13 protein-coding genes are annotated in these 12,926 nt (G+C 42.1%); 3 read left to right on the forward strand and 10 right to left on the reverse strand.

The annotated features are described in order from the left end of the window. Window positions 1-17: 17 nt before the first annotated feature. The 4 genes from NST58_RS23695 to NST58_RS23710 all read right to left on the reverse strand — a co-directional run bounded on the left by NST58_RS23695 (window position 18) and on the right by NST58_RS23710 (window position 5,627). A complete protein-coding gene (locus tag NST58_RS23695) occupies window positions 18-836 on the reverse strand; it encodes a helix-turn-helix domain-containing protein (RefSeq protein WP_076130205.1) in 819 nt (272 codons plus the stop codon). Window positions 837-2,018: 1,182 nt separating this feature from the next. After that, on the reverse strand, window positions 2,019-2,996 hold the full coding sequence (locus tag NST58_RS23700) for a phosphotransferase (protein WP_339244382.1): 978 nt from the start codon (window positions 2,994-2,996) through the stop codon (window positions 2,019-2,021). 249 nt (window positions 2,997-3,245) lie between these two features. Then, window positions 3,246-4,169, reverse strand: coding sequence for a helix-turn-helix transcriptional regulator (locus tag NST58_RS23705; protein ID WP_076130257.1), 924 nt, complete (start codon window positions 4,167-4,169; stop codon window positions 3,246-3,248). A 276-nt stretch (window positions 4,170-4,445) separates the two neighbouring features. Continuing rightward, window positions 4,446-5,627 carry an MFS transporter gene (locus NST58_RS23710; protein WP_339244384.1) on the reverse strand — a complete coding sequence of 394 codons (1,182 nt, stop codon included), beginning with the start codon at window positions 5,625-5,627 and terminating at the stop codon, window positions 4,446-4,448. 183 nt (window positions 5,628-5,810) lie between these two features. Here NST58_RS23710 and NST58_RS23715 point away from each other — a divergent pair, with 183 nt between their 5' ends. From NST58_RS23715 to NST58_RS23725, 3 genes are all read left to right on the forward strand, one after another. Beyond that, complete coding sequence (locus NST58_RS23715; RefSeq protein ID WP_339244386.1) at window positions 5,811-6,671, forward strand: LysR family transcriptional regulator; 861 nt, start codon at window positions 5,811-5,813, stop codon at window positions 6,669-6,671. 80 nt (window positions 6,672-6,751) lie between these two features. Beyond that, a complete protein-coding gene (locus tag NST58_RS23720; RefSeq protein ID WP_076279218.1) occupies window positions 6,752-7,159 on the forward strand; it encodes a VOC family protein in 408 nt (135 codons plus the stop codon). A gap of 82 nt (window positions 7,160-7,241) precedes the next feature. Further along, window positions 7,242-7,718, forward strand: a complete 477-nt coding sequence (locus NST58_RS23725) for a hypothetical protein (RefSeq protein WP_339244388.1) — start codon at window positions 7,242-7,244, stop codon at window positions 7,716-7,718. A gap of 103 nt (window positions 7,719-7,821) precedes the next feature. Here NST58_RS23725 and NST58_RS23730 read toward each other — a convergent pair whose 3' ends face one another. The 6 genes from NST58_RS23730 to NST58_RS23755 form a co-directional block, all read right to left on the reverse strand. Next, a complete protein-coding gene (locus tag NST58_RS23730; RefSeq protein ID WP_217696541.1) occupies window positions 7,822-8,172 on the reverse strand; it encodes a DUF6678 family protein in 351 nt (116 codons plus the stop codon). 327 nt (window positions 8,173-8,499) lie between these two features. Beyond that, window positions 8,500-9,645, reverse strand: coding sequence for a hypothetical protein (locus NST58_RS23735; protein ID WP_076279220.1), 1,146 nt, complete (start codon window positions 9,643-9,645; stop codon window positions 8,500-8,502). Between the two features lie 322 nt (window positions 9,646-9,967). Next, entirely contained in the window at window positions 9,968-10,471 is a 504-nt protein-coding gene (locus NST58_RS23740; RefSeq protein WP_076218439.1) for a DinB family protein, read from the reverse strand. A gap of 256 nt (window positions 10,472-10,727) precedes the next feature. Continuing rightward, entirely contained in the window at window positions 10,728-11,447 is a 720-nt protein-coding gene (locus NST58_RS23745; RefSeq protein ID WP_076130262.1) for an SDR family NAD(P)-dependent oxidoreductase, read from the reverse strand. Between the two features lie 291 nt (window positions 11,448-11,738). After that, window positions 11,739-12,092, reverse strand: coding sequence for a VOC family protein (locus NST58_RS23750; protein ID WP_076186911.1), 354 nt, complete (start codon window positions 12,090-12,092; stop codon window positions 11,739-11,741). A 160-nt stretch (window positions 12,093-12,252) separates the two neighbouring features. Then, window positions 12,253-12,864, reverse strand: a complete 612-nt coding sequence (locus tag NST58_RS23755) for a DedA family protein (RefSeq protein WP_339244389.1) — start codon at window positions 12,862-12,864, stop codon at window positions 12,253-12,255. Between the last annotated feature and the right edge of the window lie 62 nt (window positions 12,865-12,926).

Consider the following 12,926-nt stretch of genomic DNA (forward strand, 5'->3'; position numbering starts at 1 on the left):
CCACTCCACTTCTTCTGTTATCTATTTATAATGGGAATTTGTATTTCTATGAATTGTGCATCTCGTTCTGGAGATAACGGTAAATATAACTCCCTGCCCGGTTCGTTCTCCTTGATCTGATAGTTGTTTTTCTCAATCCATTTAGCTAAATGAACACAGGCAGCACAATCAAAACTAGTATTTGAATGAAAAGCCATTGTGGCCATCATCGGTTCAGGAGGAAGAGTCCGTAGCTGAAACGGTTCTGGAAATGATCGCAGCTCACAGGTTAAAAAATACCCGACTTCAAACTCAAACTCATCCTCTTTTCCTTCGACGTCTTTCCACAAAACAACCTGAGGGCCTTGAATGAATTGACGATTTTCCGTCGTTATAAACTGATCAAATTGACGAAGCAAATCCGGAATGTCCTCTTCTTTCCCGCATGCTTTCTGATAAAGAAACAATTGAGCACCCTCTGCTTTGACTCTGATTTCTTGACCCGTTTCGAATTGCCCCTCTTTTTCTATAAGCTGCATACGTTCCTCAATCCTGACGAGTTTAGCTTGTTCCGTATCGATGATATGCTGGATTTCGCTTCTTTTCAGCTTAAACATGCCTTGAATATTTTCTAATGAAATATTTTCCTGAAGCAGCTGTTTAATTTGAGGCAATGTAAAACCCAATTCCTTATAGATTAAAATTCGGTTGAGCTCAAGGAGCTGATCTGCGGAATAGTAACGGTAGCACGTATCCTGATCCACTTTTTTCGGCCTTAGTATGCCAATCTGGTCGTAATAACGCAGTGTTTTTAAGGATACCTTGCTTAGCCTAGAAAATGCACTAATTTTGAACAAAATATCATCTCCAATCTATAACATAAAGTGAGTATACAGTTTCCCGTGCAGGGGAAAGTCAAGGATGCTTTTATTTATTTGAGAAATTACTCTTAGATGAACAAAAGCAGCTGATCGTGTTGATCGGCTGCCTTCTTGTTTATATTAAGCTTCTTTCCAAGGTTTAATTGGTGCGTTATAAGCCAATAAACGTTTTCACCTTTGCCCATCCTTCAATTATCGCACGGAGTAGCTAGCTTGAGCTATAGGTAGCTAATTCCACGCACGGTGTAGATAGCTTGAGCTGTAGTTAGCTAATTCTGCGCACGGTGCAGCTAGGTTGAGCTATAGGTAGCTAATTCCGCGCACGGTGTAGATAGCTTGAGCTATAGACGGCTAGTTTAAGCACTTGGTAGCACGTTTAGGAGCAAATTTGGCTGGCGGCGTTCTTTTCACCAACTGTTCGGACTCAGTTGCTCTTATTTCCACAATTCAGCTCGTTTTGCCACACTATCGGACTCAGTTGCAGCTATTCCCTCAAATGTACTTCTTTTCTACGCAAATCAAGGGCAATAAGAGCTATACAGTCCGAAACCTTCGCAATATGAACCCATATGCTGAAATAGCTGCAATACGGTCCGATACGATCAAGATCGCGCAAAGGGCAGCTAGTTTCGAGACATAGGCGGCTAGTTTGAGCAACAGGTAACAAATTCTGCGCACGGTGTAGATAGCTTGAGCTGTAGTTAGCTAATTCTGCGCACGGAGTAGCTAGGTTGGGCTATAGGTAGCTAATTCCGCGCACGGTGCAGCTAGGTTGAGCTATAGATAGCTAATTCCGCGCACGGTGTAGATAGCTTGAGCTATAGACGGCTAGTTTAAACACTGGGTAGCACGTTTAGGAGCAAATTTGGCAGGCGGCGTTCTTTTCACCAACTGTTCGGACTCAATTGCTCTTATTTCCACAATTCAGCTCGTTTTGCCACACTATCGGACTCAGTTGCAGCTATTCGCTCAAATGTACTTCTTTTCTACGCAAATCAAGGGCAATAAGAGTTATACAGTCCGAAACCTTCGCAATATGTACCCATATGCTGAAATAGCTGCAATACGGTCCGATACGATCAAGTTCGAGCAAAGGGCAGCTGATCACGCAGCTGGCTGATCGTGATTTGAGACAACGTTTCCCGTTAGTGGAACAAACTACTCCCAGTAAGGAGTCCCACTAAAAAGAAATTCTTTTTTATTTACATATAACTTAAATTCCCGACTTGCTAATCTACTAATGTGACTGGGTAACCACTCATTAGATTCAGGCAACCCAAGCCAAAAATTCATTGTTTCGAGTTGGGCAGCTACAAAGAAGCCTTCTAACTGTTGAACATAGTTATGAGGCAGGTCGAATTGTTTGGCGTATGATTCTAGCAACTGGCTTCTGAACGCTGGGTGGATATAAGAAAGTGTCCAACCTAAATCGAATAAATAATATCCGAACCCGCAAGCTCCAAAATCAATGGCTCTAGCTTCTTGTTTATGAAACACATAATTACTTGGAATCAAGTCTGCGTGAATTATCCCCCAGTTGCCAGGTGTTCTTTCTATATCGTTCATCATTAAAATTGCACGCTCACCGGCCAATTGCAGAATTTCCACATCATTTTTATTGAGCTCACCACCGTCAGCAAGCTGTTTGAGCTTTTCTAATGATTGTGAAATTCTAGTATTATCAAAGGATGGTCTAGTAAATGATTGCGGAACCTTCCAAATAGATGATTGTTTATGAAGCTTTCCGATCAATTCACCTACGCACTCGGCATCATTGATTGTTGGAACAAATTGTTTTTGTTCACCCTCTACCCATTTTACCAATGTACAGTTCATGTCAGCTATCTTAGTAACATATTCACCAATGTTATTTTTTATAGGTGACGGTAACACCAGATCAGTATCATTTATTAATGATTCCAGCCAAATCATTTCTGAATGAATGACTTTTTCCTCAGACCAAATACTTTCCATCGAATCATTTTTTGATAGATGTATCCGCAAACTATAGTAGTTACTTTCCTTATCTGTCACTTTATAGATGGCGTTTGCATTTTGGCCAATATGAGCTATTGATTGATAAGTAATCGAATAACAAGTTAATGCTTCTATTGCAACATCATGAGTATTTAACATGTACTCCTCACTCCCCCTGAAACAGCCGAATAAGGACATCGTACCATGACTTTTTCTAATAGTTCGGGAGAGAACTCTTATATTTATATTTTATCCACCACTTAGTTTATTAAGGTAACTTGCCCGTTAGTTGAATAAAGGCAGCCGATCACATTTACTGACGGGCTGCCTTTATCGTGTTTATGGAACTAGCGTTTCCCGTTAGCTTAACGCCATTGCCTATGCATCACCAATCTCCGATATACGTGTCTACTTTACTTTATTTAATAAGTTTGTCACCATTCTACTCAATGTCCCTTGATCGACGAAAGGAGCAAGGCTTGCCAGCAGATCTGGGCTAAGATGTTCAGCTTCGACTCCACTAATTAACTTCTCGAGATTTTCCCTGTCCAGAAAAGGTGCGAGGCTTATGATCCGGTTCGCATCAATAGTGCCATCTGCAACCCGGTCTACCAAGCGGCTTAACGTTTCTCTGCTAATAAAGGGTGCCAGCCCTTGAACGAAATGCCAGCTCAAGCTACCCTCTTCTGCTTGTTGAACCAACCGATCTACATGTTCTCTTTCAAGAAACGGGGCAATTCCAACAAGATTGTGCACTTCTAAGGAACCGTCAATCGATTTATCTACCAGTCGGCTTAATGTGTCGCTGCTGACGAACGGAGCGAGTCCAGTAATGGCATTCCACATAATTTCGCCCTCTTCTGCCTGACGAACCAGTTCATCCAATGTATCTGTTCCAAGGAACGGAGCCAGCCGCATGATCACGTCTAACTTAAGGACGCTGCTGTCTAATCGTTCTGTAACCTTATGCAGAGCGCTTGCTTTTACAAACGGTGCTACTTCTACAAGCTCTTCCACCTTCATCTCACCGGTATTGACCATCTCTGCAACTTGGTCCGGCCTGTTCTCTGCGATCTCCTCAACGATCGTTCCTAGGTGCTGGTGCTCCCGATTTTCTGAGTTGTCTCCTGCATTTAAAATGTCGTCTACCGTTTTGCCGAATAACCTCGCAAACTGCGGAAGCGTTCCGATATCCGGTAGCGAGTCGCCCCGTTCCCATTTCGATACCGCTTGATGACTTACATTCAGTTGATCGGCAAGTTCCAATTGGGTCAAATCCTGGTCTTTGCGAAGCTTCGAAATATAAGCTCCAATTTTACGCAAGTCGAGCATTGTATACCTCCAATAAAACAAAATGTACAGTGCGCACTGTCGAAAACAGCATAGCATTTCCTCAAACGCAATCCTATCAAGCGGTGGTTGAATTTTCATAGGCGCTTTATTCAACTGTCGGTAGAATTCTCCACTTTTGTCACTTTCATTTATAGGTTTTTTTCTACAGTTCATTTCCATTATCCTGCCCGCTAGTTGAATTACACCACGTACGTTCATAGGTCCATGCAAGCACAACTTCACTAATTGATCAACATGAAGTATCACACGAAACCTTTAATGGAGACGAGAAATGGATGGAGAACTTTTTTTATTTCCTATAGCCATTTGAACGATAATCTGAAGCACGATGATTACAGCCAAACCATAGAATGCTTGAACGAAGCTGCCTGTTGCATCGTGGAGCCAGCCAATCGCTAGCGGCCCAAGCGCTCCGAGAATGTAGCCACCAGATTGGGTCATTGCGGACCAGCTACTAGCTTCTTGAGCATTACTTGTTTCATCAATGGGCAACATCAGTGCAATCGGGAACAGCCCACCCGCTCCAATACCGAGTGGAATCGCCGCGAGCCAGGGGCTAACGGATAGGTTCAGCATCAGGACACCCATCAACTCCAATAAAGCACACCCGACAAGCCAGAATACACGTCTTTGGTAACGATGTACAAGCATCGGAATGAACAAAGTAGAGGGCAGCGATATCAATGTAAATAAAGTTTGGATTTTGCCAGCAGTTTCTTGGCTATACCCCTGGCTTTGGATTGCTGGCGCAAGCCAGGCGGTCAACGAATAGAAGATCGCTGCCATCAGCCCGAAGAATAATGTCAGCACCCAGGCACGTTTGTTGTTCACCGGAAGTGGTGCATTAAGTACACTCGAGATTTTACCGGATTGTCGATCTGTGCGCGCAGACCAGGCTAATCTCAACCAAATCGGCAACGCAATGGCTGCCAGTAATGCCCATACAGCCAACGAGCCTCTCCACGAACCACCCAATGTATGCTGTAGCGGAACCGATAGTCCCACACTAATGCTGGCCCCCATCACCATCGCTGTAGAGTAAATACCCACCATGGATGCCACTCGGTCAGGGAAATACTGCTTAATGAAGCTGGACAACAGCGGCCCTGCCAATGCAATTCCTACACCGGAAAGAAAAGAAGTGAACATCATCAAAGGAGTTGTACCAACAAACCATCGTAATCCCGTACCTAACCCAATGAGGATTAAAGCCAGAACAATTGCGCCCTCATTTCCCCACCTTCTGCTTAATCGTACGGAGAACGGAGCAAATATGCCCATGCATAATACCGGAAGTGCGGTTAACAAACTGGCGGTAATCCCGCTTATACCCAAATCATTCTGAATGATGCTCATTAGAGGAGAAATGGATGTAATGGGTGGTCGTAAATTCAGTGAAGCCAGGATAAGCGCCAAGACGATATAAAAAAGTTTCATTATGAATCACCTCATGGTAGTAGTATCGATGCATTCTCCCATGATCCTATTTGTTAATAACAGATCTTTGGGAGGTGCACGATTAAGTATAGAATCATTACAATGATTGAACAATACTATAGTTTCTATTAAAATGATTACTAAAACCAATGATTAGAGGTCATTCATATGGAGATTCGTCAGATGGAAAACTTCATTGCTGTGTGTGAGGAGCTTCATTTTACACGAGCAGCTGAGAAGCTTGGCATATCTCAGCCTACGTTGAGTCAACAAATACGCGCACTTGAGGATGAACTCGGAGTTCCCTTATTTGACCGAGTCGGCAAAAAGGTTGTGATGACTCAAGCAGGAAATCTGTTTTTGGAGCACTGTGTACAGATGATTCGGCATTTACAGAATACCCAGGATGCGTTAGCTGAATTACGCAATGATCAACGAGGTCGGTTGGTAATTGGTGTTCTCCCTTCCGATCTAGACTACCGGTTCACCCCATTGCTCGTGAATTTTCATACGCGATTCCCCAAGGTGCAGCTGAAGCTTATCTCATCGATCTACGTCTTGAATCAAGTACTGGATAATGAAGTAGACATCGGGATCGAGATCACCTCTGCTCCAGATGATCGGCTTGTACGCATTCCCTTGTGCAGTGAAGAATATGTACTTGTCGTTTCTGAGAATCATGATTGGGCTGAACGAAGCACGATTGTAATCCAGGAACTGCGTAATATCCAAACTGTGATGTTCCCCGAAGGATTTACAGGCAGAGAATTGGTTGATGGCTATTGCCGTAAATATGGATTCAGCTTAGATACGATCATGGAGACCAGTTCGGCAACTTCCATTATTAGCTTGGTGAAAGCCAACGTCGGAGGAACATTGCTGCCTTACCGTTTGATCCAAGCAATGAATGAACCAACATTACGCTGCATCCGAATTACAGACGATCCGCCATATCGTCACTTTGAGATCATTCATCGGTCCGACCGTTTTCTGACAAAATCGGCCAAGTCATTTATTGAGAAAACTATCGAGTATTTCAATTAAAGGTGAGTTGCGAAAGAGATCGCTTCTGCTGCCAGAAGTAGAGTATAGTAGGAATGAAAATATATTAGGAGGCTACAGCCATGTCACAGGAGATTTGGATTAACCTGCCAGTCAAAGATGTTGAGAGGTCAACTGCCTTTTTCAATGAGCTTGGATTCCAAGCGGTGAGTGTTGGGAACGAGAGAGCTAAGCTTGTAATAGGTCAAACAACAATTCTGCTGTTCCCGGATGCGGCGTTTGAGAAATTTACTGGTTCAAAAACCGCAGATACTTCCCATAGCGCTGAAGTAATCTTCTCCATTGGTGCTGAAAGCAGAGAAGAAGTAGATGCTTTTATCCAAAAAGCAGAGTCTGCCGGAGGAAACATCTTTGGCAAGCCAAGTGAAACTGACGGCTGGATGTACGGCGCAGGATTTGCCGACCTGGACGGTCACCGCTGGAATCTGCTGTACATGGATGAGAGCAAAATGCCAAAACGCGAAATTTGAAGCGAAAAGCCAACACCAACAAATCCAAGATATGGTGTAATGATTCGGGCGTATACGTTGATGAAAAGAGCTGGGGAACGGAATGAATAAAGAAAATAGGGACTTCGCTGAACGAGTTCTTAAACATCTTTGTATTGGGGCAAAAATTGATGGTCTTAGATTTGGAGTATCAAGTGGTGCTACTCAAGTTTATTTAACTAAGTATGAAGGCTTCGATGATTTAGCTGGTCAACTGTACCTAAACATTGAATCAAAGTGGACTATATTTAATTCAGTTCCCTCTCAATACCCTAGTAACGAAAGTCAAATTGCAGATATTTCTGAGGAAGAAAAATACAGTCAGATCATAAAGATGAGACGTGAAAAGATTATAGATATACAATTGGGAGACAGCACTCCACATTTAATTATAAGCTTTGAATCAGGTAGCATACTATTTGTTATTGGTTTTCATGAGAAGTATGAATGTTGGCAGGTGGGAGTAGAATCTGATAACTGGCTAGTTGTTGCATGTCCAATGAATGGAATTGCTACATGGACTTCAAATAAATTTGAATAATAATAAAACACTCCATTGTCAGGAGTGTTTTTTCTTTTATATACAGATATACATTTAATGGTCAAACTGTACTTTGTGTTTGGAAGCATTGAGGTGAAGCGTATTATATATAATCAATGAATTCATTAGTTTTGTTATATCCATAAATTATGATGGAGTCGGTAGTTACTTCACCTGGAACATGTATTTTTTTCAAGATTTGAATTAAATCAGCATTTATCGAGTCATCTTCAGCATGAATTTCTAACCACTCAATAAATTTGTAACCACCATCTGAAAAATGGTAATACCAATCTCCATCCCAAAGGCTGATATAGCCAGTATCAATGTCTTTAATCCTCCATTTGGTTGGAAAGGCATAGTTGAGCATTGCTTGTCTTATTTCTTCCCATTTTGTGTTGTTCATTAAAGGTTTTAGTTCATTTGAATCCATATCTTCACCTTTTTCATCCATCAGTACTGCACGTGTTTATTCCAGTTCATCATTTTTTCTTGTACAAAACTGCCCGTTAGTTGAATGAAGGCAGCTGATCGCATTGACTGACGGGCTGCCTTATCATGTTTATTGAACTAACGTGTCCCGTTAGCGTAATGCAATCAGTAAAAAACTTACCCATACCTACGGTTCACCACTTTGGTTGAAGCGGTGAATTTTGGAGCCACTCTTATATCAACCGAGCACTCATTTTCGGCACGTGACAATTTTCCCAATTAGCTTTTATGAACGCCCGATGCATGAGCGAGCGTGTTGTACTTGAGATAATCATCATATTACTGATCGTCACTCTGCTGTGAATTGTTGTGTTGAGTTCACACCCTCCACAACTTGGCCGCTAGACAGATAGTAATCTCTTTGCACTGAACCGTCTGTTTTGGTGCTTTTGACCACAAAGACCTGGCCTACTTCTATCGGCATCAGATAGTTATCGTAAGGAAGATAATTGTCCACCAGTGGAAGGTCTTGGATATCTTCATAGGCGTCCTCCAATCGCCAAAATTCTCGATAGGCGTAATCCTTGAACCCGTTCAAATCCTGCTTACCAAAATAAGATGCTGCATATTCCTTGCCCTGTAAGGAGATGTAATCTACTCTGGATGGCTCAATATCTTTAGCAATCCAACTTAGGTTCTCAGAATAAATGTTATCGCCATAATGCTCCTGTAATTGATTGCCCATACAAGGGATGGATTGGGTCTTATAGTCCATTTCATCAAGCCCGGTATGCGCTGAGCCGTAAATGCCCATAACGCTCTCATTGCCCAACTTCTCAAATTCGCGAATAAAGTTTTCCGTCATCGTGTCTTCCCGATATACGCCGTCTTCTTTGCTGTAAAAAACACGGCCTTGCCGGATCGCTTCCATTGTTAAAGTATACTTCTCCGATTCTCCCAGATCGTTTGCCACAAGATAAGATAAATAGCCGCTCCCGGTAGTTTCATATTGATGCCCGATGTCTGTGCCGTGGAAAATCGTCTCCGGACACTCGCTCTTTATTTTTTTGTAGAACTCTTTGACATCAGGGTTGTGACTACGTGTCCGTTCCCAATCATCATAAATCTCCTCTAAAATATCGTCATTGTCCGACTGCATCCATAGATTCAAGTATTCGGCGGTAAAATAGGGCAGCTCGACGAATAAGTGCCTCATGCCCTCGTTGTGGTAGTATTGAGACCACAATTTATATTCCTTGTCCAATATCTTGGCTACGCCGTGTGCTTCACCGTACAAATAAATGCTGCCCGATGCTTGCGCTACCACAGGTGTCACTATAGTCGGCTGCGCAGATTTGCTTGCTGTCTTGCCTGCGGTGGAATTATCGCAGGCAGTAAGGCTACTGACCACAAGTATAACGATCAGGGCAAGCAGCAAAGGGTATACAAGCATCATTTTCGCTTTGGCTACGAAGGTGAGATTATGGTCATTCATAAACTTGGATCAACCTTTCATGTACATTTATAAATCCATAATTGGTATTCCCTAGCTGATGTGAGATTTCCTGCTCTCTCATCCTCAATTCTATATAGATTAAGGGGAAATGTGTCCTTTAGCGTAACGAAGGTAGCCGTTCATATAGACCAGCTACCTTCGTTTTAGATTAAGCTATTGTTTCCCGTTAGTTCAATAGAATCAACAGTTTCAGTCCGATGGTATCCTCTTGTCTATGATTCAAGCCACCACTTTCAATCCTATGATAAAATACTTATAAATCCCACTATAGCCAAACGGCCAAAGCGGATATAATCTTACTCTAAATTACTGGAGGTAGCGCTCCATACTCGGCCCACTGCTCTTTTGTCGGGCCGTAAAGATCCGGCACACGAAGGCCTGCCTGACGCATCAGTACTGTCATCTGACCACGATGATGAATCTCATGCTTTACGAGAATTTCCAGCATTAAGCCGTTTGGCCATTGATCACCATACATATCGCTCATGATAAGCAGATTCTCATCTTTCCAACTGGACTGTATAGCATCAAGGAGCGCTTGTGAGGTCCTCTTATAGACTGATGCGATGTCTGCTGCCGAAGCTGGCACCGGCATATCTTCGCCTGGTCCTTCGAAAGACAGTCCCGTCCGAGATGGCATTTCGTGCAACGTCTGTACAAGGTGCCATGCAACACGTCCAAGCGTTCTATGATCGCTTGTTATCTGTTGACCAAGAGACTCGTCCGTCAGCATCTCCAGTGTCCGCATTGTTGCTTCCGTTTCATTCTGCCAAGTTGCGGCAAAATCTTTAATGTGTTTATACATATCCAACATCTCCTTTTTGTAATGGAATCAAGTTCATTGTACCGAACATTAGTTCGCAAGTAAATATTTACATTTACTTAAACTACCCCCGTTAACTCAACCGTTATTTATGATACGGCTCACCGTAGTATATCTAAGCATAAATTAGAGTTTGACCAAACTTTACACATTCATGTATAAAGCGAAAACCACTCCTTACTATGGAGTGGTTTCTTAGAATCTCGCTTTTTTGCACTATCATTCTCAATGGAGTTGATTACGCATTTGTATCCAACATTGCTGGAATATTTATTTCTTTTACACAAGAGGCTTTGGAAAGGTTCATTAAGCATTTAACTAAAGAAACAATATCTTGAAGAGGAATCTGTGTACCGCCATACGCAGACAAGACTTTCTCAATTCCATCTTCCAATGGAATTTGGGTTGCAATTTCACCAGGATTTATACAAGTCACACCGATCCCATACTTTTTTACATGCTCCCTTATAGAATTTCCAATACCACGCAAACCGAACTTAGAAGCTACAAATGAAACTTGCGTAAAATCATTATGTTCAAGACCTGCCGTAGAACCAATTAAGAAAATTTTTGCGTTATCTGACTTTTTTAGATTCGGTAAAAGCTTCTGTATGCAGGTAATAGCTGAAGTAACATTTACATTAATGATGTTGACGATTTCAGCTGGGTCATCTTTTTCAAAATCATAGTCATCCCTGAAGCCTTTGCTCTCCCATATCCCTACATTATATATTAATACGTCTATTGTAACGTCATTTACTGTATTCGCAATCAGCTTGCTTGCATCAGATTTCGCTAAATCAGCCTCAATCCAATATTTCTGTACACCATCTTCAAGATTTAAATTGTTAGGATAAGTTCTAGAAACCACCCAAACACGATCACCTTTTTCTGGCAATCCTTTGAAGAATGCCTCACCTAATCCTTTACTTGCTCCGAAGATAATAAAATTTCTCATAAGTTATCCTTTCGATATGATTTATCTCTGCATTTAATCATTAAATTTACAGTGAATGCTGAAAATCATTCAATATAAGAATCAACAAGAACATTGAATTTTTATATGACGCTTCCCTCAACAATGAATTTATACTTACTTATAATACGGTTAAGCATGATTATGTTCAACTATCCTGCCCGTTAGTTGAATAAAGACGCCGATCCACTGACCGGCTGCCTTATGTCATCATTTAGCTATCGCTATTCGATAGTTTAACAATCAAGATTTCTGCACGCCGTGACCACTCTTCTAATGTCTATGCTCAAGGATGTTGATAAGTTTGCCAAACGGGTCGCGGACATAGAATCGCCGAACACCCCAAGGCTCATCAACAAGCCCATATTCTATCGGAAATCCAGCTTTCTTCATGCTTTCAAATGTAGCATCGACATCATCGACTTCAATTGATAGATCAGGCGTAGGCGTTTCTGAGCCACCCTGTGAGGCAAAACTAATCTGAATACTCATCTCCTCGTCTAAACCATAAGTTCTAATCCAACCATGATCCATCATTAAATCAAGACCGAGCACATCCTCGTAAAAGCATTTAGCTGCCGTGAGATCCTTCGTGTTTATATTGGCGACGATTCGTTTGACCTTCATTTCAAACCTCCCAGACATAAGTAGATTATCCTTGAATATAGAATGCATTCAACATATAACAGTTAATTCTAGCCTCGACGTTCCTGACCTTTATTTATCCATATTTAGCTGCGGAGGCTCACCGAGCAGAAAACACCAGAAAACACCCGAAGAGCTGGCATTAAGTCTGGTTAAGAAATCTCCGTACTAACCACCTCAACACAAGAAGCACCACGATTCCGCAAATGGTATAACTGATTGGGCGAATAAATTGCTCCACGATACCCCAGTTGTCACCTAAGCGGTATCCCAGATAGATCAAAGCTAAGTTCCACGGGATACAGCCGAGTGCTGTAAATGTTATGAATCTCCAAGCTTTCATTCCACCAACCCCTGCGGGCAATGAGATAAAAGTACGAATAAAGGGCAACATACGAGTAAAAAATACGGTACTCTCGCCATAACGCTCGAACCAACGCTCCGATTGCTCCAAATGATGCTCATTCAAGAGAATATATTTTCCGTATTTCTCTAATAACCGGCGTCCACCTGCCTTACCAATATAGTAGGCAATGATGGAACCCAGTAGGTTTCCGAATATCCCAGCGACAGCAACTTCCATAAAAGTAAGCGAGCCTTGCGCAATCAGCCAGCCACCGCTGAGCATAATCACTTCACTGGGAATGGGGATACAGGCACTCTCTAGAATCATCCCTAACCATATGCCCCAAATACCCATAGAATTAACAAGATGAAGCGCGGATTCAGATATCCACGTAAATAGTTGATGCATGAGTGTTCACTCCGCTTCATAAATTTTACTATTCCTTAAGAAAGTCTCGTTATAATTGAACA

The organism is Paenibacillus sp. FSL R10-2796, assembly GCF_037965315.1.
GTDB lineage: Bacteria > Bacillota > Bacilli > Paenibacillales > Paenibacillaceae > Paenibacillus_AQ > Paenibacillus_AQ odorifer.